This window comes from uncultured Paraglaciecola sp., from assembly GCF_913020055.1.
Classification (GTDB): domain Bacteria; phylum Pseudomonadota; class Gammaproteobacteria; order Enterobacterales; family Alteromonadaceae; genus Paraglaciecola.
The window spans coordinates 1-26,915 of the sequence record NZ_CAJWCF010000038.1; the positions used below are offsets into that span (position 1 = coordinate 1).

17 protein-coding genes are annotated in these 26,915 nt (G+C 39.1%); 8 read left to right on the forward strand and 9 right to left on the reverse strand.

Annotated elements, in window-relative coordinates:
• Positions 1-499: 499 nt before the first annotated feature.
• The 3 genes from QZ488_RS09960 to QZ488_RS09970 are packed head-to-tail and all read right to left on the reverse strand — an operon-like array spanning position 500 to position 3,589.
• Positions 500-2,119 (reverse strand): GldG family protein, encoded by a 1,620-nt coding sequence (locus QZ488_RS09960; RefSeq protein ID WP_293748142.1) that lies wholly within the window; start codon positions 2,117-2,119, stop codon positions 500-502.
• Positions 2,119-2,829 carry an ABC-2 transporter permease gene (locus QZ488_RS09965; RefSeq protein ID WP_293748143.1) on the reverse strand — a complete coding sequence of 237 codons (711 nt, stop codon included), beginning with the start codon at positions 2,827-2,829 and terminating at the stop codon, positions 2,119-2,121. Before QZ488_RS09965 ends, QZ488_RS09960 begins: the two co-directional genes overlap by 1 nt.
• Positions 2,822-3,589, reverse strand: a complete 768-nt coding sequence (locus tag QZ488_RS09970; RefSeq protein ID WP_293748145.1) for an ABC transporter ATP-binding protein — start codon at positions 3,587-3,589, stop codon at positions 2,822-2,824. Before QZ488_RS09970 ends, QZ488_RS09965 begins: the two co-directional genes overlap by 8 nt.
• A 416-nt stretch (positions 3,590-4,005) precedes the next feature.
• On the opposite strand from QZ488_RS09970, the gene QZ488_RS09975 reads away from it, so the two are divergent.
• The 3 genes from QZ488_RS09975 to QZ488_RS09985 all read left to right on the forward strand — a co-directional run bounded on the left by QZ488_RS09975 (position 4,006) and on the right by QZ488_RS09985 (position 7,692).
• Entirely contained in the window at positions 4,006-5,166 is a 1,161-nt protein-coding gene (locus tag QZ488_RS09975; protein ID WP_293748147.1) for an iron-containing alcohol dehydrogenase, read from the forward strand.
• Positions 5,167-5,296: 130 nt separating this feature from the next.
• Positions 5,297-6,868 (forward strand): sodium/sugar symporter, encoded by a 1,572-nt coding sequence (locus QZ488_RS09980; protein ID WP_293748149.1) that lies wholly within the window; start codon positions 5,297-5,299, stop codon positions 6,866-6,868.
• A 116-nt stretch (positions 6,869-6,984) separates the two neighbouring features.
• Positions 6,985-7,692, forward strand: a complete 708-nt coding sequence (locus tag QZ488_RS09985; protein ID WP_293748151.1) for a phytanoyl-CoA dioxygenase family protein — start codon at positions 6,985-6,987, stop codon at positions 7,690-7,692.
• Positions 7,693-7,747: 55 nt separating this feature from the next.
• Here the strand turns inward: QZ488_RS09985 and QZ488_RS09990 are convergent, their stop codons facing one another.
• On the reverse strand, positions 7,748-10,015 hold the full coding sequence (locus QZ488_RS09990; RefSeq protein ID WP_293748153.1) for an EAL domain-containing protein: 2,268 nt from the start codon (positions 10,013-10,015) through the stop codon (positions 7,748-7,750).
• A gap of 103 nt (positions 10,016-10,118) precedes the next feature.
• Positions 10,119-11,504: a signal recognition particle protein gene (ffh, locus tag QZ488_RS09995; protein WP_293748155.1), complete on the reverse strand. Its 1,386-nt coding sequence runs from the start codon at positions 11,502-11,504 to the stop codon at positions 10,119-10,121.
• Between the two features lie 476 nt (positions 11,505-11,980).
• On the opposite strand from ffh, the gene ccsA reads away from it, so the two are divergent.
• Both ccsA and QZ488_RS10005 read left to right on the forward strand, forming a co-directional pair.
• A complete protein-coding gene (gene ccsA, locus QZ488_RS10000; protein WP_293748157.1) occupies positions 11,981-12,778 on the forward strand; it encodes a cytochrome c biogenesis protein CcsA in 798 nt (265 codons plus the stop codon).
• A gap of 57 nt (positions 12,779-12,835) precedes the next feature.
• Entirely contained in the window at positions 12,836-14,137 is a 1,302-nt protein-coding gene (locus tag QZ488_RS10005; RefSeq protein ID WP_293748159.1) for an HlyC/CorC family transporter, read from the forward strand.
• Between the two features lie 28 nt (positions 14,138-14,165).
• Here QZ488_RS10005 and QZ488_RS10010 read toward each other — a convergent pair whose 3' ends face one another.
• Entirely contained in the window at positions 14,166-14,354 is a 189-nt protein-coding gene (locus QZ488_RS10010) for a hypothetical protein (protein WP_293748161.1), read from the reverse strand.
• Positions 14,355-14,386: 32 nt separating this feature from the next.
• Positions 14,387-14,863 (reverse strand): phosphohistidine phosphatase SixA, encoded by a 477-nt coding sequence (sixA, locus tag QZ488_RS10015; RefSeq protein ID WP_293748163.1) that lies wholly within the window; start codon positions 14,861-14,863, stop codon positions 14,387-14,389.
• A gap of 133 nt (positions 14,864-14,996) precedes the next feature.
• On the opposite strand from sixA, the gene QZ488_RS10020 reads away from it, so the two are divergent.
• The 3 genes from QZ488_RS10020 (at position 14,997) to QZ488_RS10030 (ending at position 22,812) form a co-directional block, all read left to right on the forward strand.
• Positions 14,997-17,753, forward strand: coding sequence for an insulinase family protein (locus tag QZ488_RS10020; RefSeq protein ID WP_293748165.1), 2,757 nt, complete (start codon positions 14,997-14,999; stop codon positions 17,751-17,753).
• A gap of 182 nt (positions 17,754-17,935) precedes the next feature.
• On the forward strand, positions 17,936-22,450 hold the full coding sequence (locus tag QZ488_RS10025; protein ID WP_293748167.1) for an EAL domain-containing protein: 4,515 nt from the start codon (positions 17,936-17,938) through the stop codon (positions 22,448-22,450).
• 200 nt (positions 22,451-22,650) lie between these two features.
• Complete coding sequence (locus QZ488_RS10030; RefSeq protein ID WP_293748169.1) at positions 22,651-22,812, forward strand: hypothetical protein; 162 nt, start codon at positions 22,651-22,653, stop codon at positions 22,810-22,812.
• A 557-nt stretch (positions 22,813-23,369) separates the two neighbouring features.
• Here the strand turns inward: QZ488_RS10030 and fadJ are convergent.
• Positions 23,370-25,514, reverse strand: a complete 2,145-nt coding sequence (fadJ, locus tag QZ488_RS10035; protein WP_293748171.1) for a fatty acid oxidation complex subunit alpha FadJ — start codon at positions 25,512-25,514, stop codon at positions 23,370-23,372.
• Positions 25,515-25,524: 10 nt separating this feature from the next.
• Positions 25,525-26,835, reverse strand: a complete 1,311-nt coding sequence (fadI, locus tag QZ488_RS10040; RefSeq protein ID WP_293748173.1) for an acetyl-CoA C-acyltransferase FadI — start codon at positions 26,833-26,835, stop codon at positions 25,525-25,527.
• Positions 26,836-26,915 lie beyond the last annotated feature (80 nt).

The window sequence follows — 26,915 nt, forward strand, 5'->3', positions numbered from 1 at the left end:
CAACTGGCTGTCAGTGAGGCCATTAAATTGCTCTAAAAACTTTGTAAACTGTGCTGGGATCATAGACCACCTCCTTATTAACTGTAATTATATACAGTATTGCAACAGTTTACAAAAACATAGCCATATTTTTAATAAATATAAATGAAACTTGGGTATACACATCAATGTATTAGGGTGAAAAGCCAACCAGCGTATTTTGATACTTTCGACTAGATTCTCATTTATGCTCAGTGAATTTTCCATGTCTTTTGTATACTCAATTATAACGTCGACAGATAACATACTAGTTGAGAATAGTATTTTTACCCAAACGCAAATCTTCAGAACAGAAATAGAAGCATCACTATAAGGTTATGTGTCTTCAGGCAATCCTACTTTAACCATCAAAAATACAACTGAGTTTAAATAAACGTATGCTCTAAATATTGAGGGCTGCATGCGGTACTAGCAGAAATATCAGCGCACATTAGATGGCTAGAGGAGTACTAAATCACCTCTACCTTTTAGCTCTTAACCACACCACTAGCCCTGCGATAACAAAGAAAAATGGTAATAAAAACAGTATCACTATGACTTGGCGTTTTTGTTTGCTGGTTAAATCTAGACGTTCGACTTTTATCTCTTTTGCGCTCACATAGGTTTTAAAGTCTAGCTCTGCCAACCAATTAACTAAGTTAAGGCCCATCTGTGCGTTGCTATATTGATTGATATACACATTGCTTAAGAAGTCCGCATCGGTAAACACTATCAACCGAGTATCTGAGGATTTATCACTTGCTACCTGTGAATCTTTTTCTTCAATCACCACATAAGAAAATGGCACTGGGCCGGCAGTATCGGTATTTGGATCAAATTGAATATCTAAGGTTCGGTTGGTTTCAGCCCAACTGTTTTCGGCTGATGCCGTAGAAGCAATAACCGCATATTTAATAGTAGGACGCCTGTTAGGTAAAACGCGAATAGAACGAGGCCGCACGTAAAAGGTGTAATCCAAGCCCTCTGTTATTGCTTTATGTCGCTGGTAATTTTTAGTCGCAGGACTGCCTACATCATCTCCAACATGATTAGTGAAATCGACTACTATGTCAGATTGAACATGCAAGCCCCATTGGTTAAGAATGTTATTTAGACTCGGATTTTTTTGTAATTGTTCTGCGCTCAATGGTTTGTCTGGCGTGGTAACCATAGTGTGCTCAATTAAAAACAATGCATCTCCGCCTTTGTCTAGGTAGTCACTAATTAACTTTGTTTCATTTGGGCTTAGGGCTTGTTTGGGGCCGGCAACTATCAACACATCACAATCGGCTGGAATTGACTTAGTAATACCTAACATTAACGTTTTAGTTTGAATGTTATTGTCGGCTAACAATTGTTTGAATTTGGATAAACCAGCGTATTCTTGATTTGTAGTTGAATACTCGCCATGACCCGTCAGAAAGTAAACCGTCCTAGCGTCTCGGCTAGCGCTGGCTATGGCATTCGTTAGCTTTTCTTCTGACAAGGCTTTTAAGGTGAAATCAACCTCTTTACGGTTGTCCCCTGATTGAACAATGACTTTTCGTTCATCAGCATTAATAGCGTTACCAAATTTTGCGGCATAAGAAATTTGTTCGATGGGATCTATTATTTCGGTTTTAATCACCCCCGCTGACACCCTTTCGTATTCTTTGAATAAGTCATGTAAATATTTGGGTGGCATACCTACATGAAAAGCCGTTAACTGCACGTCATTGGTTAGTGTGCTGATGTACTCAATCGTATTCTTAGATAAAGTATGTTGTTTATTTTGAGTGACATCCCATCTGATGCTCGAGGTATTGGCTAAATAATGCATGACCCCAAGAAACGAAATACTGGCGATTGTGATGCAAAAAATGAGGGCAAAGGTTTTCCACCTTTTAAGACTAAAAAAGCTGACAGAGTGCGCAGATTTTCCTTGGCCATAACCATGTTTAACAACCAAAGAAAGAAGTACGAAAAGTGTAATCCCCCCCATAACCACGAGTGTTATTGCCAAGTAACTAAATTGCTGCTCGATATAAAAAAGCGACAATCCGAGGACCAGACCTAACAGTGCAAAACCGCACAATAAAGGCAAAACTATTTGTTTATTCATTAGTGCCACAACCTGTTGTCGATACTCAGTCTGGTTAAGACCAAACACAACACAATACCGGCAACGTAATACACCACATCACTTGGTGTAATGATGCCTATGCCGAAGTTTTCTAAGTGAGTATGGGTACTCATCTGAATAAGAAATTGCTTAGCAGAACCGTCTGTATATTGAGTAAAACTGCTGGAGAAATAGAGCGAAAACAAAATCAAGTAAGACACAATAGCGGCAATTATTTGGTTGGATGTCCAGGAAGATGCGAGTAAACCAACCGCAATAAAAAATGCACCTTCTAACCAAATTCCTAGATACCCCGACAACATACTAAATGGGTCAGGCTCAGCAAAATATTCAACAATAAGATAATAAATACCTGTTAGGCCAATTAACAAAGAATAAAACACAAGCAAGCTTAAATATTTGCCCAATACAATCATGCTATGGGTTAAAGGAGCAGTGAGCAAAAATTCCATAGTGCCATTTGATTTTTCTTCAGAAAATAGTCTCATGGTTAACAGTGGGATAAAAAATACCAACATAAATTCCATTAGTTGAAAAACATCTCGAAGCGACACTTCGCGATTTTGATCGATGATCATAAAAAAGAAAACGTTAAACAACGACAACATCACAATTAGAATTATGTAGGCAATGGGCGAACTAAAATAACTGTGTAATTCTTTTTTGGCTAAAGCGAATATTTTATTCATCCATCACCTGCAGCTCAGATTTTTCAAGTGTGTGTTGTGGATGATAATTGAAGAAAACCTGCTCTAAGGTTAACGGCTGAGATTGGCCAGAATCTTTGTTTTTCAATAACTCGTCTAAGGTGTCATCAAGTACAATCTTTCCAGACTTAATCATTAATACTCGCTGTGCTACTTGTTCGATTTCAGTCAAGCTATGGGTACTTAACAAAACTGTCCTTTGCTCTCGTTGATTTTTAATTAAAGCCAATACTTGTTGAATTTGTATAGGATCGAGTCCACTAGTGGGCTCATCTAATATCAGTAATTTAGGTTCATGAATAATAGCCTGAGCAATACCAACACGTTGCTTATAACCTTTGGACAGAGTCGCAATCGTTTTTAGTTTAACCGACTCCAAATCGCATTCTTGTAGTACTTTAGCTAGCTGCGATTGACGTTTGTTTTTCGGCACACCTTTTATTTCAGCGGCAAACCTTAAGTAATACTGCACAGTCATGTCGCCATATAAGGGTGGTTTTTCTGGTAGATAGCCAATCTTTTGCCGAATGATTAATGAGTGTTTAGCAATATCATCGCCATCAATGCTTACCGTGCCAGATGATGCACTAATAAAAGAGGTCAAAATCCGCATCAATGTGGTTTTACCCGCACCGTTTTTACCTAAAAGGCCAACAATTTCGCCTTTATTCATTTCAAAGGAAATAGTATCTAATGCTTGAAATGAACCAAAATTTTTACTGATTTGTTTAACAATCAACATTGAAAGTACACGTCCAAATATAAAATTAGGTATGTCTAAGGATTTACTAACGTTTACCTTTGCTCTCGAGGCTCACGGCCAAGGTAGATTATTCAGCATCATCACTTAATTGTGAGTATTGCCCGAAAACACCTTTTAAATAAAACTATCAACACGTTAGTCAGAAGATATATTACAAAGATAGTAGCACCATTCATACTTTCGAAAATCGTTATGTTCAAATGTTAGATTGCTCATCTATTTATAGATTTCTACCATTAAAGTAATCCAATGATGAACCCAACAATCAGACTAACTATATTCACTGGCGCTTTATTCAGATAAAGTCAAAGATAAACACTCATTCAATATAGCATTGATCGAGTTACAAATATTAATCCCAAATAATCCTCAAATTCAACTATGGTTGGTTCAAAATGGTCAATAGCATCGTTCTTCCAAAAATCATGCAGATAGGCGCTAACGCGCTTAACTTACTTCCAGATACGTTGGCCAGTTTAGGTTGTCGTTTACCTTGCATTATCACCGACAGGACCATGTTAGAACTGGGTTATGTGGCCAAAGTTGAAGCGCTATTAAGCCAACAACACATAAAGTTTGGTTTATTCGCCGACACTATGCCCGAACCAAATGACACATCAATATTAGCGGCTGTCGAGATGGTCAAAACTGGCCAATATGACTGCCTGATTGCGCTGGGTGGTGGCAGTGCTATTGATAGTGCCAAAGCGATTGCCTTGTTGGCCTCTCATGGAGGTAAAATGAGTGACTACAAAGTGCCTTATCAAGTAACCGAAATAAGTTTACCTGTAGTGGCCATTCCTACTACTGCTGGTACAGGATCGGAAGCGACCAAAGTTACAGTTATTTCTGACTCAGCAACAGATGAAAAAATGCTGTGTATGGGCACAGGTCTAATTCCAAGCGCAGCCATAATCGACTATCAATTTACCCTTAGTCTTCCCAAAAGGATTGCCGCTGATACTGGGATAGATGCACTCACCCATGCGATTGAAGCCTATGTCAGTCAAAAATCGAATCCATTTAGCGACCAGCAAGCCATTGCTGCAATGAAACTGATTGCGCCTAATCTAATCAAGGTTTGTCAGCAGCCTAATAATCTTGAAGCTAAAGAAGCCATGATGTTAGGTGCAACCTTGGCGGGCATTGCATTTTCGAACGCTTCAGTTGGTTTAGTTCACGGTATGAGCCGCCCCATTGGCGTACATTTTCATGTTCCCCATGGCATGAGTAATGCCATGTTATTGCCGACCATTACTGAATATTCATTGTCTGGTGCGCCACGTAAATATGCAGAATGTGCCAAACATATGGGTTTAGTTTCTGATAGTGAAGATCACACATCTGCACATCAAGCACTTATCAATGAACTCAAACATATCAATCAGACCTTAGAAGTGCCCACACTGGCTGAGTTTGGCGTTGTAAAAACTGAATATGAGGGTTTATTGATGAATATGGCTGAACAAGCATTGGCTTCAGGCTCGCCAAATAACAATCCTAAAGTTCCTGTTTTAAGCGATATCATTAAGTTATATAAAAAAGTCTGGGCATAACTCGTATGAATAGACATAATTTGGCTATCGCCTACTAAAAATGGCGTTCCTATCATTCTATTTGCTGCAATTTTTTTGTAAAGCAGTTAGGCTAATAACATAATATTAACAATAAAAATTAGGACTTTAGATGAACTTAGCAAGCCTCGATATCGCCATTTTTGTGGTGTACGTAATAGGGCTTTTAGCCCTTGCATTATATATTTCCAGAGCAGAAAAAAACCATGAAAGAAATACTCAGGACTATTTTTTAGCGAGTAAATCTCTACCTTGGTGGGCCATTGGTGCATCACTTATTGCTGCAAATATATCAGCGGAACAAATCATTGGTATGTCCGGTTCCGGCTATGTACTTGGATTAGGTATTGCGTCTTATGAATGGATGGCGGCGATCACGTTAATCATAGTGGGTAAATACTTTTTACCAATTTTCCTCAAAAATGAAATTTATACTATGCCCCAGTATTTACAACAGCGCTTTGATGGTCGTGTAAAAACTATCATGGCAGTGTTCTGGTTGGCGGTGTATATCTTTGTTAACTTAACTGCTGTTTTATGGCTGGGTGGTTTGGCCATTACCACTATTACGGGCGTAGACTTAGCCTACGGCATGATATTCCTTGGTTTGTTCTCTATTGCTTATTCATCCTACGGTGGACTTAAAGCAGTTGCCTACACCGATATTATTCAAGTTGTGTTATTAGTATTTGGTGGACTCGTCCTGACTTATATTAGCTTAGATTTAGTCTCAGACGGCAATGGTGTGTTAGCAGGGTTCTCAATACTGACAGAACAAGCACCAGAAAAATTCGACATGATATTCTCTGCTGATAGCCCTCACTATATAAGCCTTCCTGGTTTGTCTGTGTTGATTGGTGGTATGTGGGTGATGAACATTTCGTATTGGGGTTTTAACCAATATATTATTCAGCGTGCATTAGCCGCTAAAGACTTAGCAGAAGCCCAGAAAGGTATCGCTTTTGCTGCCTATCTGAAGGTTTTAGTACCATTTTTTGTGGTGGTTCCTGGTATCGCAGCATCGATACTTTTCACTGATTTAGATCGCGCTGATCAAGCTTATCCCAGTTTAATGAACCTAATGCCAATAGGATTAAAAGGCTTAGTGTTTGCTGCATTATTCGCGGCGATAGTGTCTTCGTTAGCCTCTATGTGTAATAGCATCTCGACTATTTTCACTATGGATATCTACTCACACTTCAAAAAAGATGAAAGCCAAACTCACTATGTAAGAGTTGGCCGTAGCGTCAGTATAATAGCGCTGATAATTGCGATGATTTGTGCCAAACCTTTACTTGGCCAATTTGAACAAGCGTTTCAATATATCCAAGAATTTACTGGTTTCTTTACGCCTGGAATAGTGGTTATTTTCTTACTAGGTATGTTCTGGAAAACCATGAATTCAATAGGTGCTATTACCGCAGCTGTAGGCTCTGCGGCTTTATCTATATTGTTTAAAGTGACTTTGCCAGCATTACCCTTTATGGACAGAGTGGGCGTGGTATTTTTAGCCTGTATCGCATTGGCAGTATTGGCATCTTTAGCTACCCGCAAAAACTATGTTGCAGGTGGAACAGGTGTTGTTTCATTAGATAAAGTGAATTTTGATACTAAAGGGTCTTTTAACATCCTTGCTATTGGAATAGTGGTAATACTCGCTGCTTTGTATGCTACATGGTGGTAAACCAGCTCGATAATTAGCTTTAAAAAAATCTAACCTTAACAGTGTTTTATTGGAGTTCACAACTCGGTAAAACACTGTATTTTGTCCACGAATAAAAGCTAAACAAGGAGACAATCATGCAACTTGAGCAACTAGCTAATGACTTTTGGCGACAAGGTTATCTTGTTCTTGAAGACTTTTTTTCAGCAGACACTATGGATAGCCTACAAAATTTAATACTCGGGCATTATGGTCTGAACCCAGAATATGAACACGAAGCAGCGTTTCTATCGAAATCAGCGACTGAAGTGATTCCTTGGTTTCCGCAAAGGTCTGGCGAACACGCCTTTGATGAAATTGATCAATGCCCTAAGATGCTTGAGTTAACACAGGCAATTCTAGGCGCTGGTTGGCAAGGTTTGTATTGCATGACTATGTTTTCAAAAAAAGGCACCAAGGGACAAGCTTGGCATCAAGACTGCCCTCCCGATGATCCTCAGCAATATAACCTAAACCGTTTGGTTTATACCATGGACATTGATGAACAAGTGGGCGGAGAAGTATTAGTCATGCCGGGTAGTCACCGATTAGGCAAACTGCCGGTTGGCGAAGTCAATGAAGATTTTTCTGAGCAAGTAACATTAATGCCTAAAAAAGGTACATTGGTAATAATACATGGCCATACATGGCACCGTGTGTTGCCAATAAAGGGCGCCTATCGTTTATCTACCAATTATAGAGCCGTGCCGCAAAACACCCCTGAAGACATCACTGACATTTGTGTTTATCGCAATATGCTGTATCAATTTTCCACATCTAAGGTGTTAGAAGACAGGCTAGTGTAAAAATCAACCAGCATAGAACTGAGGGTTAAAAAAATAATTTACCCCTTATTATCAACTAGACCGTTTTGTGTTGTTGCAAAAAATCAATAAATTGTTGTTCTGGCAGTGGATTACTAAAGTAAAAACCTTGTATTTCGTCACAGCCCATAGCAGCTAGGATTTCTTGCTGCTCAAGCTCTTCGACTCCTTCAGCTATCACTTTTAATTCTAAATTTCGTCCTAGTTCGATAATAGTACGTACTATCGACTGATCAGCAGTTTGATGCTGAATATCTTGTATAAAAGATTGATCAATTTTGAGTTTATCTATATTAAATTTTCGAAGATAACTAAGCGACGAATAGCCGGTACCAAAGTCATCAATGGCCAAGTGCAGACCTAAATTTTTGAGCTGAGCTAAGGTTTCGATAGCCTCTTGTTCATTAAAGATAATCACCCCTTCAGTCACTTCCAGTTCCAAATTTTTTGCTTGTAATCCAGTCTCTTTCAGCACATTTTTAACTTTACTTAAAAAGTCTTTGCGACCAAATTGTAAAGGAGAAATATTGACAGCAATGACTAACTCACTCCAACCTAAACTCACTAAATTTTGCGCTTTTTGACAAGCAGTATGCAAAATCCAATCACCCAACTTGTCAATAAGTCCAGCTCGTTCAACCAAGGGGATAAACTCGCTGGGTGTAATCCAATTGCCATTCCTCTGCCATCGAATAAGCGCTTCAGCGCCAATTATCTTTCCGCTGGAAAGTGCCATCTGAGGCTGAAAATACAACTCAAATTGAACCCGATCAATAGCAACACGCAAGTCGTCAATTAATTGCTGTTCATAGAGTAATTTTTCACCCAACTTAAGATTAAACAACACGTGACTTTTGTCTCTACTACTAGCCGACTTATCTAATGCCGCAAGTGAATTTTTATGTAGTTGAGTATAGTTTTTTCCATGTTGAGGGAAATTGGCAAAGCCGAAATCAAGCTGCACTTGGTATTGGCAATGGAATATCGTCGAACTTATTCTTTGATCTATTTTTTGCACCAAACTGTCTATTTGTCTATTACTCAAATCACTGGTGCAGACTAAAACGAAACTTTTTTCGCTTACATGAAAAACGCGACATCCCTCTTTATCTATACTGAGCAAAATATTCTCTAAAGAAGTAGCGACTTCTTCAACCACTGTGGATGCTACTGTCAGCCCTTGCCCAGAAATCAATTGGCTAAATGAGCGAATTTCAATCAGCCCAAATGTGAATTTCTGTTCAGATTCACACAACTGGGTGACTGTTTTTTCTAATTCATAATGATTAAGTAAACCCGTTTGCGGATGATGGCTCGCTTTGAAAAGCAATTCCTGTTCAAACTTTTTACGCTCTGTGATATCAGTTAAATGCATATCCCATTGACGTTGGTCTTCTAACCAATGTAAGTCACATTGGAAATATAACTGTTCAATTTGATACTCAAATTGTTTAGAGCCCGCTTTACCCTCCTCTAAGATTTGTTTTTGATATTCTCCAATATTATTGGCCAGCAACCATTCTGTTTTGTCCTCTGGAAAACCCAATATATCGAGTAAACGTTTAGTCGCTGGATTGCGATAGGTCACAACATTTCGGCTATCGAGACTAATAACTGGATTGGGATTACGCGTTGAAAAAAGTGAAAGGCGTTGATTACGAGCATCAGTAGACAGGTACGCTTTTAAAGCCTTGGCCACTATATAGGCTACTATTAAGGTTGCTAATCCATATAACACAACAAAAAATCGGACTAACTCAAGGCCGTTTAAAATAACCTGTTCAGATAGTTCTACTTTATTTTCAGTGAGGGTAATTAATTGTTGAATTTGTGGGCTTGTAGCACGGCGAACGTCAGTAATAGTACGCAATTGCTGACGGGCTAAATCCCAATTGGTTTCAGCTGCAATGATATTCAGTACAAACTCATCGGCGAGTTTGTTCAATTCTTGCAAGCTGTTCTGAGTAATTTCTAAAGGCGGAATATCTCCAAATCTCACCAAAAGCTCAGCAAAAACACGCTGAGTTTGTTGATTAGTCACCAAATAACCTTGTGCAAAATCGTCTTGCTTTTGGGTTGCATAAAACTCGTAAAAAAAACGTTCTTGTTCAATTAAGCTATTGTTCAATTTACTCAACAAATCATAAGCAGGCACTTCTTGGGCAATCAGGTCTGCCGTTTTCTTGGCGATATAATCGCCCTTATAATAGACCACGGCACTGACCGCTATGCCTAACACCAGCACTAGGGCAAAAATAACGTTTATTAGCCTATGCGAGCGCTGGATGAGATTATTAATCGACACTACAAGAACCTACTTAGGTATCATTTTAATTGGGTTAGCTGATAAGGCAATTTAGTTACAAAACTGAACATTCGTTTGTTAATCAAACGAATGAATTATGTGCCTAACGTGGCGGAAACATACCGCCCATTCCTCCAGCTCCACCCGGTGGCATCATGCCTTTCATATTGCGCATCATTTTTTTCATGCCGCCTCCAGACATTTTCTTCATCATTTTTTGCATCTGAGTAAATTGTTTCAATAACCTATTCACATCTTGAATTTGGGTACCAGAACCTGCAGCTATCCGGCGTTTACGTCCGCCTTTTATTACATCTGGCCTTGTGCGTTCACCTGGCGTCATAGAATTGATGATGGCTTCCATTTGGGTAAATGACTTATCGTTTGCCTTATCTTTAATTTGCGCCGACATATTACCCATGCCCGGCATTTTATCCATCATCGACATCATGCCGCCCATGTTGCGCATTTGCTCTAGTTGTTCTTTGAAGTCTTGTAAGTCGAAGCCTTTGCCTTTTTGTACTTTTTTGGCAAGTTTTTGCGCTTTATCTTTATCAACTTTACGCTCTACTTCTTCGATCAGGCTTAGCACATCGCCCATGCCCAATATGCGCGAGGCGATACGTTCTGGGTGAAAGGCCTCCAACGCATCAAGCTTTTCGCCCAGACCAATAAACTTAATCGGCTTGCCTGTAATATGTCTTACTGATAAAGCGGCACCACCACGAGCATCACCATCGGCTTTGGTTAAAATCACACCTGTTAGAGGTAACGCGTCGTTGAACGCTTTAGCAGTATTGGCCGCATCTTGGCCGGTCATTGCATCAACCACAAATAAAGTTTCAACCGGGTCAATAGCTTTGTGTAATGCTTGGATTTCTCCCATCATTTCGCCATCAACATGTAAGCGACCAGCCGTATCTACTAGTAATACATCGAAGAAATGTTTTCGGGCAAAATCTATAGCAGCATTAGCAATATCAATTGGTTTTTGATCTTCAGATGATGGAAAGAACTCCACTCCAACCTCAGTGGCTAGGGTTTCAAGTTGCTTAATGGCTGCTGGACGATATACATCGGCACTGACCACTAACACTTTTTTCTTTTCACGTTCTTTCAATAGCGAAGCTAATTTGCCCACACTGGTGGTTTTACCAGCACCTTGCAAACCAGCCATTAATACAACTGCTGGAGGCTGTGCTGCTAAATTCAACGATTCGTTGACCTGCCCCATAACCGATTCTAATTCGGATTGGACAATTTTTATGAAGACTTGGCCTGGATTAAGGCTTTTGCTGACTTCAGTGCCAACCGCCCGCTCTTTCACTTGGCCGATAAAATCTCTTACGACAGGAAGGGCAACGTCAGCTTCAAGTAATGCCATACGCACTTCGCGTAAGGTATCTTTGATATTATCTTCGGTAAGTCGCCCTTTACCGCTAATATTTTTAAGTGTTTTGCCTAAACGTTCGCTAAGATTTTCAAACATGTGTTGTGCTACCTACAATTTTTTATGGCGTTATTATATAGAATAAGCGGGCAGATAAGAATGCTCAAGAGTATAACTATATGGAGAATTTATCAGTTAAAATGAACTATCGGTAAAACGTGTGACTTAACTTTAGATAACTTTAGTAAAAACAGTATGTTAAATATACAAAAGGTATTTACATCATCATTTGATACATACAGAATTGGAATTATTACCTGAATAAGGCAGGCACGACAAGAGATAGCAGGCTTTCGGTTGCACGTTCAAGGAAGGCAGCAGTAATAATAACAGTGCTGGACGGTACTACTCATAAGAAGTTAAGGTTTTTTTAATGCTTAAACTCGTTTGCGCTATGTAATGTACTGGGAATTAGTGTTAGTTTTGAGCTTAATTTGTCGTTACTTTTTGTATGGATAATTCAGTAAACAAATGTTCATCTCTCTTCTTTCAAATATTTTTCTAGGTCAGTTGTCATGTTGTTAGACATCATATGTTTCGCTTTTTATATGTTGGCATCAGGCATTATCGTCACAGGTATGTTTCAAGAAAATGGCCCGAATAATCGCGCGGCCATCTTTAGTGTTTTGGTAGCAATAGGCTTACACATAGCTATTTTACGCAGCGGAATAGTTGTTGAGTCTGAGCAAGGCCAGAATATGAGTATGCTAAACGTAGCATCCTTGGTGGGCTGGCTAATTAGTGTCACTATGCTGTTTGCATCCTTTCGATTGCCAAACACTATTTTATTGCCTGTTGTATATAGTTTTACTGGTCTAGTGGTGTTGCTTGGTGGAATGCTCCCCAGCGCTCATATGATGCAAATTAGCATTCAGCCTAATTTATTGATCCACATTAGTTTGGCTTTGTTTGCCTATGCATGTTTAGCCATAGCATCTCTGTATGCGGTGCAATTGTCTTATATAAACTTACGCCTAAAAGAAAAAAATGCATCACTCTTGCATTCGTCTTTGCCGCCTTTAATGGCAGTAGAAAACATTCTCTTTAAGTTACTTTTAGTGGGTACTGTTTTACTGACTCTATCCTTAATCAGTGGGTTTATGTTTTTGGATAACATGTTTACCAAAGAGCAGGCCCATAAAACTATCTTATCCCTTATAGCATGGGGTCTATATAGCATTGTTTTGTTTGGTCACTATACATTTGGATGGCGCGGAAAACCGGTAATTTGGTCAACCACTATTGGCGGAGTACTGCTCACCCTAGCCTATTTTGGCAGTCGCTTTGTTAGGGAAGTCATACTTAACGCTTGAATAGCAATTAAATTGCCCTTAAAGTGCGGGTTCATAATTACCATAGGATTTCCATAGTTGGAAGACATCGCCACTAGTAGTTTATTCATAATTCTTGGTGTTTTGATTTTACTCTCTGCATACTTCTCAAGCTCTGAAACTGGCATGATGTCGATTAATCGATATCGTCTCAAACATTTAGAGAACGAAGGGCATAAAGGTGCACTGAGGGTGCAAAAACTATTACAACGTCCAGATAGACTAATTGGATTGATTCTAATAGGTAACAACCTTGTCAATATTGCCGCTTCTTCAATCGCCACCATTATTTGTATGCGTTTGTTTGGGCATTTAGGACTTGGCGTTGCTACTGCCATTACAACATTATCTTTGACCTTAGTGATTTTGATCTTTGCCGAGGTCACACCAAAAACGCTTGCCGCACTGTATCCAGAAAAAATATCTTTTCCTAGCTCCTTTATTTTACTGCCGTTGCTAACCCTACTTTACCCATTGGTGTGGTTGGTTAATGGAATATGTAACGGTTTGTTGGCGCTTATGCGAGTGCGACCTGCAGGTGACGATGGCAATAGTCTGAGTCGAGAAGAACTGCGTACCGTAGTACACGAAGCAGGTGCAATGATCCCGAAGAAACACCAAGATATGTTAGTTGGTATTTTAGACCTCGAAAATGTCACCGCTGAAGATATTATGGTGCCTCGTAGTGATATTGTGTCTATCGACATTAACGACGAATGGAAAGATATTCAAAAACAATTAGTCAACTCGCAACACACTAGAGTGCTGTTATATAGAGATAGTATTGATGATGCAGTTGGTTTTGTTCACGTACGTGATGCGCTAAGACTTTTATCGAAAGATGAATTTAGTAAAGCCACATTGCTCAGAGCTGTGCGTGAAATCTATTTTACACCTGAGTCCACGCCTTTACACACTTTGATGTATAAATTTCAAGAGGTAAAAGAACGTATTGGCCTAGTAGTAGATGAATACGGCGACATTCAAGGTTTAGTGACCTTAGAAGATATATTGGAAGAAATTATCGGTGATTTCACCACTAGTTTTTTGCCTGATCATAGTAAAGAAGCTAATTTGCAACAAGACGGTAGTGTGTTAATTGATGGCAGCGCCAACATTCGTGAACTCAACAAAGAACTAGATTGGCAATTCCCTACCGAAGGTCCTAAAACCTTAAACGGATTGATTTTAGAATATTTAGAAGATATTCCAGAAGCGAATATTAGTTTACGTCTCGCCGGTTATCCGATCGAAATATTAGAGATGAAAGACAATATGGTCAAAACGGTGCGGGTAATACCTGAATTTTATCGAAGTGAGGAAATGAACGCCTCTGAGTAACTATCTGTTTATTCTAGATTGGGGTAAATCAGCCCTTTTTCTTTTCTCGGTTACTTTTGATTTTATTCTTTAGAAATTCTACTTTTTCATTCAAGTTTGATAAGCGATCATAAATCCCCTGAAGCTCATCATCGTGAGTCAGTTGTGATTCATTTACTTGGTATTCCAGTGCCTGTTGCAAGACAGAGGGCAAACTTTTGCTGATCATATTTAACATATCGGTTCATAGGACTGTTTTCTTAAGCTTATTTACTCGGGATGATAGATGTTTTCGATGACACCATCCCCACGTTCTGCATCATACTCAACAATCACCAAACTTGAGGTGTCAAACAACATAGTTTGTTTGTCTTTGTGTACTTCTTCCAAAAAGTAACTAACAAATGGCATATGACTGACAATCAACATAACATTGCTTGATGGAGAGTCCTCAATAAGAGCTTTAACAAAGTCATGAGCAACTTTTGGGTCTCCTTCAGGTATCACATCTTCACAAACCTGTGACGAGATTACTTTCACCTCAGAACTAAGTTGCTGGAATGTCTGCTGAGCACGGGCGTAACTGCTTATTAACGCTATATCAATTGGCGTATTTGCACCTAAATAACCAACCAACCACCGACCCGCGTCTACCGCTTGTTTTTCACCGTGACCGGTTAAATTACGCCTTTTGTCCTGCACACGAAACGTTTCAGCCTCGCCATGACGCATAATAATTAATTTCATATTTCTCGCAGAAATTGTATTTCGAACATTAAGGCTTGTTCTTACTAATATAGCAAAAAACATAATTAAAAATCTGCTCCTTTAAAAAATTAGTTTATGCTTTAAACGTCTCTCAACTTAAGGGAAGAGAATTTTGCTGAAAAGTGCTTACGACAATCGTAATTTTAACTGTATTGAATTGCCTAATGGTCTGCGAGTTTTGCTAGTGCAAGATCCTAATAGTGTAAAGAGCGCCTGCTCTGTTACCTTTAATGTAGGGCACTTCAATGATGATAAAGATTGCCATGGTATTAGTCACTTATTGGAACATATGCTGTTTTTGGGTAACGAAGACTTTACTGAACCCAACGTATTTAATGATTTTGTTGCCACCCACGGCGGTAGCATTAATGCTTTAACAGGCACCGAGTACAGCAGTTATTTCTATGAAGTTGCAGCTGAATTTGAACAACAAGCCTTAATCCACTTATTCGCAATGCTTAGTAAACCTGTGTTCTGCGAAACACTTATTGAAAAAGAAATTAGTGCAATCGACGCAGAGTTTTTGTTAAAACAGAAAGACGATTTGAGAGGCCTTTATCAGGTGCACAAAGAAACCTGCAATCCTGCTCACCCTTTTAGTCAGTTTTCGGTGGGAAATCAACAAACCTTCGAGCCTTTCAGCCCACACCAACTGAAACAAAAGTTGCAAAACTTATTTGCACGATTTTACCAACCTCAAAATGCCTGTTTGTGTTTAGTTAGCCAGCAACCACTAGCTGTCAGCGAAAAATCTATCCGGCAAACGTTTAACGATTGGCCATCAAATAATGAGTTACCGGATCAATCGCTAGCAGCACTTTACCTTGAGGAAAACTTAGGAGTAGAAATCAATATTTTGCCACTGCAAAAGGCACAAAGAATGATTTTGACATTTGCACTTCCAGAGCAGCACTCTTTCTATAGAAGTAAACCCTTAAGTGTTCTTAGCCATATTTTAGGTGATGAAGGTGAAGGCGGATTATTACATTTCTATAAATCCAAAAATTGGGCGACTAGCTTAAGTGCTGGAGGGGGGATAGAAGGCAGTACGTTTAAAGATTTTAATATAAACCTCCAATTAACAGATGAAGGTATTAAATACTCAGACGAAATAATCACCGCACTTTTCTCATATATTCAATTGATCAGAGAGGAAGGTATTGAAACATGGAGAATCGAAGAAACCGCCACCCTTAATCAACTTATGTGGGACTTTCCCGACCAAGCTAAGGCCGTTGATGAAGCATGCCACTATAGTCAAGCTATGTTCGAATACCCACCACAACACTTGATTGCAGGCGACTACATTCTAGATAAACCATCAATAGACATAATCTTACAAATGTTAGATTTTTTCTGCCCAAAAAACATGCGTATAAAAACCGTCAATCCTTTGGTTAAAACAACTCATAAAGCCAAGTGGTATCATACACCTTACAGTGTCGAAAGAATTGAATCGGTTCGCTTAAAGTCATTTTTAAATGGCAACTGGCGCGCAAAATTTGTGTTACCTAGGGCCAATAAATATTTATCTACTTGCCAACCAGCAAAACCCATTGCTCCTGAATTTACCCTACCTAAGCAAATTATCAGCGAGAATGGACTTGCTATTTGGTATGGGCAAGACGACAAGTTTAAGCAACCTAAAGGTGATTGTTTTTTAACCTTTGATTGCCACGCCGTAAATGAAGGCATTCAGATAACCACGGCTAAAAGGTTATGGGTAGCGTTATTGAACGAAAAATTCAACCAAAAGTATTATCAAGCGAATCTGGCTGGTATGCATTTCCATCTCTATCCTCACCAAGGTGGGTTTTCTCTGCAAACCAATGGTTTTAGTGCAAACCAACTCGAATTCTGTACTAACCTTTTAACCCAAATTGTTGAAAATAACGATTTTTCTAATAGTTATTCGCAAGTAAAAGCCAAACAATATCAAGGCTTATCTAATGCTCTATTAAACAAACCAGTGAATCGTCTTTTTTCAACTCTTTCAGTGCTAATGCAACAACAAAACCAAGCACCAGCAGATATGGCTGAAGTGATGCAAAACTTAACGCCTGATGACATATCGGCAACCAAGAAAAAATTACTCAGCCAATTTCATTTAGAAGGTCTGATGTATGGTGATTGGGCAGCAGAAGATGCATATAGAATCAGTGATGACATCAAAAAATTCAGGATCATGCATGCTGCATGCAGCAAATTACAGAGAGGTGTAGCTGACATAAGGCATAGCGGTACCATTTCCCACTACGTTGATTGTCATCATCAAGACCCAGCGGTTGTCATCTACATCCAAGCGCCCGATGCGAGTTTAAAAAACGTCGCACTGACCATTTTGGCTGAGCAATTACTCGCCACACCGTTTTTTAATCAACTACGTACCGAACAGCAACTTGGTTATTTAGTTGGCAGTGGCTACATACCTTATAATCAACATCCTGGAATAGGTTTTTATATTCAATCACCTCATCACCAAGCCGAATACCTGATTCAAGCCGTTCACTTGTTTTTGCAACAAACCGTGGAAAATATTAATCAGTTCAGTCATATATGGGATGCACTCAAAAAAGGGGTCATGAAACAATTAATGGAGAAAGACACCAATTTAAGTATGAAAAGCCAAAGGTTGTGGATGGCTATAGGAAATCAAGATTGTACATTCACTTACAATTCTCGCATGACCCAAACAATCTTAGACATTCAATTTTCTGAACTCAAAGCCTACCTAATTTGTTTGGTTTCCCGACAAGGGTTTGGAGAGATAATATTACACAGTGGAGAGTCACAACAAGCCCCTGCCTCACTCAACAACAACGTGATAACAGATATAAAAAGTTTTAAATCCAACAGTCAATATCTCTGATTTCAGAGATAAACTAGCTAAAAAAGCAGCAATCAATCACTTTTCTGATCAAGTCGTCTCTTTTAACAAGATTAACACTTGTAGCAACCCTATAAATTAGGCATATTTAGCATCAGGCGATAAGGATATGCGGCCGACTAAATCTAAATATAATAAGGTAGTCCAGTACCACTAGGTGAGAAGTGCATATTCGTGATTTATTAACATTCCGCAGATTTGTTTTATATCTGTTTTTAGGGCTTTTATTAGTTCCCTGTGCACATGCTGCTAACAATGTTTTCGTTAAATATACTAAGTCTCAAGGCTTAGTACAAAACACTGTTACTAATAGCTTAGAAGATCCTCGCGGATTTATGTGGTTTAGCACTTTTGAAGGCTTGAGCCGTTTCGATGGTTATGACTTCGTAAATTATAGACATTCTAGCAAAGACCCTAATTCCTTACCCAATAATTTCACCAAAAAATTACTGTTAGATTCTCGTGGTGACCTTTGGATTGCGACTAAAAATGGGTTAGCAAAATACAATCCCCTAAAAGACAATTTCACTACTTATAATAAAGATAATAGTCAGTTAACCAGTAATGAAATTTTTTCTCTTGCCCTGAATCAAGATGGAAATTTATTAGTTTCCACTACTGAAAACCTTTTCCTTTACGATTTTTTAGCTGACGCGTTTCTACCTTTTAGTGTTAACGGTGAAAACCTACCTGCAGACATTAAAGTGATATTTAGTGAACAAGATAGAACTTGGTTAGGAACTTTAGCCAACGGTATTTTTATTCTAGAACATTCGTCGAATACATTATTTAGTTTGCAAAAGGCGAATCCTTGGAATCTAAAAATAAATGCAAATTACTTATTTGATTTTAAGAAAATTGACGATTCCTATTGGCTCGCAACTGAAAGAGGTGCCTATGTCATTGATGACCGACTTGCTTCTGTAAAACTATTAAATACTCAAAGCAATCCTTCAATAGTTGGTAACGATGTACTCAGCATTTTACAAAACTACAATGGCAATATCTGGCTTGGTACTACAACAGGGATCAGTATTTTAAGTAGTGACAAAGAACTGTTATTTTCATACGACTCTCAAAACTACATTAATTTTGGCTTAGAAAGCTCACATATTTTGAGCCTATATAAAGACTCAAACAACTCAATTTGGTTAGGCTCTTATTCAGGTGGTTTATATCGTTATAACGCTGATAGTTCTGAAATAAAGCTTTTTAACAAAGCCTCCAATCATCATTCTGGGCTAGCAGGAAAGATTGTTTGGGGATTAGCAGAAGACTCCAACGAAAAAGTATGGGTTGCAACTCAATCTAATGGTCTAAGCCAATTTGATGCTGAAAATCATGTATTTAAAAAGTTTTTAAGCGATTTTGAACATAATATTTGGGCCCTTGAAATCGATGTGTTCGATCATATTTGGGTTGCTAGTTCTGGTGGGCTTTTTATTTATAAGCAAACAAGTAATTCTAAAATAACCTTAGTTAAAACAATTTACCCTGGTAAAGATATTATAAAGCTAACCTATTTTTTTGGGCGCATGTGGATACGTACTGAAAACGGCAAAGTGAATTGGGTCGATACAAAAAGCTTACAAATCGAAGAAATTGATTTGGCACACAACAAAATAAATTATATTCAACCTCTACATGTAGATATCAATAAAAACCTTTGGATTGACACAAATTTGGGAATGGTTTTATACAACCTTGATAACAAGATGATAAAGCAACTAATGGTAGATTTAAAGTCTCCCGTTAGGAACTTTAATTCCGTGATTGAAGTCTCTGATGGCTATTGGTTATCTTCTCTAAGCCAAGGCATTATTAAACTTGAAAAAGCTTCATACCAAGTTACAAAACAGCTAAATTATGAAAATGGTTTAGCAAGCAATCAAATCCTAAAATCGATTAAATTTAAAAACAGTCTTTGGGTATCACATGCCAATGGAGGCATAGACGAATTATCATTAGAAACCGGAAAACTACTACAAAACATAGCGCCTAGCAGATTGGGTTATAATGAGCTTAATGAAGATTCTGGATTACTTTCTAAATCAGGCAATATATTATTTGGGGGCACTGACGGCTTATTAATGTTCGATGCAGATAAACTGTCTCTTGAAGCCAAAAAGCAGAAGGCATCTATTGTTCAGTTACAAAAGAGTAAAATGCCCACTATTACCCAACTACGCTTATTTAACTTAAAAACATCTGTGCATTCGGATAATTCGCCACTTAAAAAACCAATTAATTTATCTCGTAGTATTGATTTGCCAAATGAATCGACAAGGCTAAGCATTAAGTTTGCTCAAGTGAACCCTGTTAATCCAGAAGCAGTTAAATATCGCTATAGATTGCTAGGTAAGTCAGACAAGTGGATAGAAACCGATTCAGAGTCGTTAAGACGTGCTGAATTTACTTACTTGGATTTTGGCAGTTATGAATTCGTAGTGCAGAGCAAAAAACCTTTAGCTACTTGGTCTGAATCTAGATCTCTTCAAATCAATATAGCTCCACCTTTCTGGCTAGAACAAAACGCCATAATATTATATGCCATCTTAAGTATTTTAATTTTAATTTACTGGCTCAAACAACTTCGTTCTAGAAGTGCTATTCGCCAATCTATTCTCGTTAATGAAGAACGATTAAAGTTAACACTTTGGAGCAGTGGCGATGAACTATGGGATTGGGATATTTATCAAGGCCAAGTATTTCGCTCCAATACATGGGGCACCTTAGATTTCCCTCAAGATGATATAAGGGTAAACAGTTCCTATGAAGCCAACATTCATCCAAATGACATCCAGCGTGTACAACAAACTTTAAATGAACATCTAAGCGAAAAAACCGAACATTACGAGATTACCTATCGGGCTAAAACGTATAAAGGCGACTGGGTATGGATACTCGACCGCGGTAAGGTTGTCACCAGAGACAATAATCATCAACCTCAAAGGATGACTGGTACATTAAAAAACATTAGCCATTTAAAAGAGGCTGAAGAGCAGCTCAAATTGTTTAAGCGCTCTATCGAAACTATCTCTGATGGTGTATTTATCACTGACACATCTTTTAAATTTATCTCCGTGAATAATTCGTATTGTAAATATACTGGCGAAACCCGTGAGCAAGCCTTAGCCAGTTATTTAACCTTCCATCAATATCCCGGCGCCTTTACTGAAGAAGTCAAAAAATCATTGCAACAAAAAGGCAATTGGTTTGGAGAAGTTGAATCTCGTCGTGCGGGAGGAGAAAAATATGAAATGGAATTGAACGTTGACGCCATCACTGATGAGGATGGAAAAATCAGTCATTATGTGGGTGTATTCTCAGATATAACATCGCGTAAGGGCACAGAAAAAGAATTACTTAAGTTATCCAATACTGATCCCTTAACAGATTTGCCTAATCGTTCATTCTTTCAAGCAAACCACAGCAATATTGTGCGCAGAGATACGCAACATGCATTGATCTGTATGGATATGGATAATTTCAAGAAAATCAACGATTCATTGGGGCACCAAACAGGCGATATATTAATTAAACAAATCGCTAAACGGCTACAAAAGTTAGCTGGCACCAAAGCCACATGTTACCGATTAGGTGGTGATGAGTTTAGCATACTGATTGATAATCCTACTGACATCCATCACATCACTCACTTTGCGCAAACCATATTAGACAATATGGCACGACCTTTTATTATTAATAAACAAGAATTTGTATTAGGTGCTAGCTTGGGTATTGCCTTTTATCCGGAAGACGGCAGTAACCCCCAAGAACTGCTAAAAAATGCCGACACAGCGATGTATTTTGCCAAAAATGCAGGTGGAAATAAGTATCAGTTCTTTAGCGGTGAAATGAACCAAAATGCGGTGCGACAATTACAAATTGAAAATCTAATAAGACATGGTTTGAAGGAGGATTTATTTTCAGTCTTTTATCAACCTAAAGTCGACATTGCCACCGGTAAGTTAGTCAGCATGGAAGCCCTAGTTCGTTATGAACACCCAGATAAAGGCTTAGTTAGCCCTGCGCAATTTATCCCTTTAGCCGAACAAACAGGACAAATCATTGAGATTGGTGAGGTTGTTCTGAAAAAAGCTTGTGAAGATACTAAACGCTGGGTTGACGCTGGGCTGTTTACTGGCCGAGTAGCAGTTAATATCGCGGCCAGACAGTTTGAGATCCCAGATTTAGATGAACGCATCATGAATATTCTGCAAAAGTCAGGTCTCTCTGCCTTGCATTTAGAATGTGAAATCACCGAAGGTACCTTGATGCAAAACCCTGAAAGTGCGCTGAAGATGATGCAGCGTTTGCGTGAACGTGGCATACACTTGGCCCTAGATGACTTTGGTACAGGCTACTCATCCCTTGCGTATCTAAAACGCTTCCCGATAAACACGTTAAAAATTGATAAAGCCTTTATAGACGATATAGCAACCTCTACCGAAGACCGACATATGACCCAAGCAATTATTACTATTGCTCATAATCTTGGCTTAAAAGTGGTTGCTGAAGGAGTGGAGCATGAAAATCAACTGTCAATTTTACGACGCTATAAGTGCGAAATGTTGCAGGGCTATCTTTATAGTAAACCTTTGAATGCCATTAGATTTGAACGTTTACTCAAAGAAAATCACGAACTTCGAAAAATAATACAAAATTCCAGCGTTTAAGTGTAATTTAACTCCCCTCTCTACATCCTCTATCCCATAAGACGTCAAGGCTAATTTTTCACACCGAAAATCAAATAAAATATATTTTACTGAGGTAAATATTGTTCACACTCTTAATGTTGGCACAGTTCTCGCTTTTAAAATCGTGACCGGCAAATAATGTCGGCAAAAACGTCAATAAAACAACTAGGAAATAAAAAATGTTAAAATCTTATGCAGTAGCACTAGTACTAGCCACAACTACTCCGGTAGCCATTAAATCTGAAGAAACGGTACAAGCACCTGTTAAAACTCAGGCTGCTACAACAACTACAACTGCAGATACTAGTAAAAATGGTGCGAAAACTGGAAAAAATTGGTAAGTAGTCTTTGATAATATCAATACATAATCTAGCAATAGAGTGTTTGAGTGATCGATAACTATTCGTCAATGATGACTAGCCCTAGCTTTAAGGATGGAACATCTAATTCAGTATGTTTATAACTGAGTTAACCTTAAAAAGTAAAAAGAGAGGGATCCTCTTTTTTAGGCCTTTAGGCCTTTAGGCCCGAAATAACGTATTGCCAAATCCTCTGGCTCTCATTAGTTTTATTCTTTGTCTGGCTCTGAATAAAGGATAGATTACTGGACCAAAAAGTAACCCTGCCACAGCCCACTTCTTAGCAGTTAGTCCTGTTTTAAAAGACTGCACATAATACATCACGCTAAAAATCACCGAGCTTATAAAAAACAACAACATCTCATACATTCCTGTATTGGGTTAACTCAATTTGCGACTGAAAAATTCGGCCAATTATGTGACTAACACTGGTTAATCTTTATCTAATAATTTTACCAAAATAAAGCACATAAAAAAGCCCGACTTAGGTATATGAAAGTCGGGCTTGGTATAAAAACTAACAGTGAATAGCAACTCTCTTAATAAAAAGAGCGCCCTTCTTCAGCCATGTTTTTTAAGCTTTTAGCAGGTGTGAACTTATCTCCAAGCAATCCCTGATAATGCTCTAGCCTAGCGACTACATGAGGTATACCTAAGGTGTGCATATAACGGAAAGGCCCGCCCAAGAACGGAGGGAATCCAATACCAAATATAGCGCCTATGTCACCATCTCGGGCATTACGTACAACACCTTCGTCTAAACACATTGCTGCTTCATTTAACATTAATAAAACACAACGTTCGGCTATTTGTTCACCACTCATTTTTGACGCCTGTGTAATGCCTAATAATGTATACAAAGAGGCGTCGACTTCTTTACCAGGATTTTTTCCTGAGTAATCATAAAAACCACGTTTGTTTTTCTTACCTTTTCGGTCATCTGCCAAAATTTTGTCAAATCCTGAGTTAGAAGCAAAACGGTCGCCAAACTGAGCTTGTAAAATCGGCCCAATCTTGGTTCCAACATCAATACCGACTTCATCTAATAACTTAACAGGACCAACTGGAAAACCAAACTTCACTAAAGACTTATCGATGTGATCTATCGGCTCGCCGCTAAGAAGCGCTTCTGCAGCTTGGTTCATATAGGGCGCTAAGATTCGGTTAACGTAAAATCCGGCACCGTCTTTTACCACTATAGGTGTTTTACCTTGCTTCTTGGCCAACTCAACTGTTGTTGAAATAGTCAGGTCAGAAGTCTTATCGTGCGCAATCACTTCTGCTAGAGGCATTTTATCCACAGGAGAGAAATAGTGCAGACCTATCACTTGTTCTGGCCTTTTTGCTTTTGCGGCAATTTGTGTGATAGGAATAGAGGAGGTGTTTGAAGCGAAAATAGTATGTTCAGCACAATTTTCTTCTACTTCGGCCACCATATTTTGTTTTAAGCTTAAATCTTCAAATACGGCTTCAATCACCACATCTACATCACGAAAACCAGAATAGTCGACTGAACCTGTCAATAATGCCATTTGTTTTTGCATCTGTGATTTTTGCATAAAACGACGTTTTACTTTTTTATTCAGAATATCAAAACTGTACTTGATCGCATTGGCAATACCTTCACTGCGGATATCTTTAATACGAGCTGGCAAACCTGCTTTGGTAGCGGTCACAAAGGCAATACCCCCGCCCATCAAACCACCACCCAACACTCCAACTTTCTTTAAAGAAGCAGGTTGCACACCTTCAATACCTGTTTCTTTTTTCATATCAGTGGTGGCAAAAAACAAACTTCTAAGGGCCGCAGACTCAGAGCTCATTACCAAATTACCAAAATGTTTGGCTTCAACATCTAAGCCCTTCTTAAAACCTTTGGATAATCCCGTCTCAATACAATCAATGATTAGCTCTGGTGAAGGATAGTTTCCTTGAGTCTTGCTTGCGGTTTGTTTACGGGCTTGGCTAAACATTAGATTTCTGCCAACAGAGGTATTCTCTAAGAATTTCCCCATTAGATCTAACTTAGGGCCTTTACGCTTAGGTTTAGACTTTTTGGCCATTTCAATTGCAACATCAAGTAAAATGGATTTAGGTACCATATCATCTACAATACCGTATTTTTTGGCTTGTTTTGCGCGCACAGAAGCACCAGTTAGCATCATTTTCATGGCTTGTTGCACACTGATAAGTTTTGGCAAACGCTGGGTCCCGCCACTACCAGGTAATAAACCAAGTTGCACTTCTGGTAAACCTAATTGGGTTTTTGCATCATCACTACAAACACGGTAGTGACACGCCAACGCAAGTTCTAAACCGCCACCTAAAGCAGGGCCATGGATAGCTGCAACAAAGGTTACTGGCATATCTTCGATACGTTGAAACATATCTTGACCGCCTTTTGCAATGGTCGTAGCGTCTTCTGCACTTTCACAAGCTGCCAACATGCTGATATCGGCGCCTGCTACAAAAGAATTGTCTTTACCGCTTATTACCACTACGCCCTTTATGCTGCTATCTGCATTTATTTGTTCGAGTACAGTATTGATTTGTTCAGCGAACTCCACTTTAAGTGTATTCATGCTTTCGCCGGGTACATCCATAGTTAAAATGGCCACCCCATCTTCACGCACATCTAGAGTAAAGGCACTTTGCATTTCTGTTGCTTGATTATCTGTTGTCATATTCTTCACCCTACTCCGTTTCAACTATCATGGCTGCAGCCAAACCACCTGCAGCACAGGCTGTAAGCAAACCAGAACCACCACCACGGCGATTCAATTCATTTAACATCTGCGTAATCATACGCGTACCTGTTGCGGCAAATGGATGCCCATAGGCTAAAGAACTACCCATGACATTAAATTTATCCATGTCAATTTCACCCGTTGCTTTATTTCGGCCTAATTTTTCTTGGGCGAATTTATCACTGGCGAACATTTTCATGTTGGCTAAGGTTTGCGCCGCAAAGGCTTCATGCATTTCAATCAAAGTAAGGTCGTTTAGGGTCATACCTGCTCTATCTAGTGCCATAGGAGTCGCATAAGAAGGCCCCATCAACATATCTTCCCACACATCAATTGCAGCCCAAGCATAACTTTTAATATACCCAAGAGGGGTATAGCCTAGCTCTTTAGCGCGACTTTCAGTCATCATCAACACAGCAGAGGCACCATCGGTCAACGGCGTAGCGTTTGCTGCTGTTACCGTGCCATGCTTTTTATCAAACACTGGGCGGAGTTTTGCGTACCCTTCAATTGTTGAATCAAAACGCACATTGTTATCTTTTTCTAACGCGCCTTTAAAAGGTTCAGCGTAAGCAGTCATCACTTCATTGGCTAACTTGCCGTCATTCCAGCTTTGCGCTGCTAATGTATGTGAGCGATGTGCTAAGGCATCTTGGTCTTGACGGCTAATGTTGTGCTTTTTGGCCATTTGTTCTGCTGTTTGCCCCATAGACAATCCAGTAGAATACTCAGCTACAGCTGGCGGTACAGGCATTAAATCTTTCAAGCCTAACTTTTTAAGTACTTGCCATTTTTGTCCAACCGTTTTGGTTTTTTGTAAGTCAGTTAAGGCTCTAGCTAACTTTTTGGAAACACCGATTGGAGAAACAGAAGTAGAATCAGCGCCACCTGCCACACCCACACTAATATTTCCGGCCATCATCGACTCAGCAATATTCACGGTTGATTGAAAACTGGTAGCACAGGCTCTGGAGACACTATAAGCATCTGTGTGCACGTTCATGCCAGTACCTAATACTATTTCACGGGCAATGTTCGGAGCTTCTGGCATCTGTACGACTTGACCATAAACCAATTGCTCGATAATCATCGGGTCAACGTTATTACGTACTAACATTTCGTTGACCACCATTTTACCTAGGTCAACAGCTGGCACGCCATGAAAGTAAGTAGCCATTTTGGCAAACGGCGTTCTAAGACCTGCAACAATAGCGATCCTTTCGCCTTCTCTCGTTTTGACTATCTGCTTAGCTGTCATTTTCTACCCTTATAAATATTCAGAGACCAGTGGTCTGACCTGTAAAGTAAAACGGATTGTACATAGTTACGATAATGACT

Bases quoted from the DNA above. Each gene is read 5' to 3' on its own strand.
- fadJ (WP_293748171.1), bottom strand. From the start codon at position 25,514: ATGACAACAGATAATCAAGCAACAGAAATGCAAAGTGCCTTTACTCTA.
- QZ488_RS09985 (WP_293748151.1), top strand. From the start codon at position 6,985: ATGCAACTTGAGCAACTAGCTAATGACTTTTGGCGACAAGGTTATCTT.
- QZ488_RS09960 (WP_293748142.1), bottom strand. From the start codon at position 2,119: ATGAATAAACAAATAGTTTTGCCTTTATTGTGCGGTTTTGCACTGTTA.
- sixA (WP_293748163.1), bottom strand. From the start codon at position 14,863: ATGAAATTAATTATTATGCGTCATGGCGAGGCTGAAACGTTTCGTGTG.
- fadI (WP_293748173.1), bottom strand. From the start codon at position 26,835: ATGACAGCTAAGCAGATAGTCAAAACGAGAGAAGGCGAAAGGATCGCT.
- QZ488_RS09970 (WP_293748145.1), bottom strand. From the start codon at position 3,589: ATGTTGATTGTTAAACAAATCAGTAAAAATTTTGGTTCATTTCAAGCA.
- QZ488_RS09975 (WP_293748147.1), top strand. From the start codon at position 4,006: ATGGTCAATAGCATCGTTCTTCCAAAAATCATGCAGATAGGCGCTAAC.
- QZ488_RS10010 (WP_293748161.1), bottom strand. From the start codon at position 14,354: ATGTTAAATATGATCAGCAAAAGTTTGCCCTCTGTCTTGCAACAGGCA.
- ffh (WP_293748155.1), bottom strand. From the start codon at position 11,504: ATGTTTGAAAATCTTAGCGAACGTTTAGGCAAAACACTTAAAAATATT.
- QZ488_RS09965 (WP_293748143.1), bottom strand. From the start codon at position 2,829: ATGAATAAAATATTCGCTTTAGCCAAAAAAGAATTACACAGTTATTTT.
- QZ488_RS09980 (WP_293748149.1), top strand. From the start codon at position 5,297: ATGAACTTAGCAAGCCTCGATATCGCCATTTTTGTGGTGTACGTAATA.
- QZ488_RS10030 (WP_293748169.1), top strand. From the start codon at position 22,651: ATGTTAAAATCTTATGCAGTAGCACTAGTACTAGCCACAACTACTCCG.
- ccsA (WP_293748157.1), top strand. From the start codon at position 11,981: ATGTTGTTAGACATCATATGTTTCGCTTTTTATATGTTGGCATCAGGC.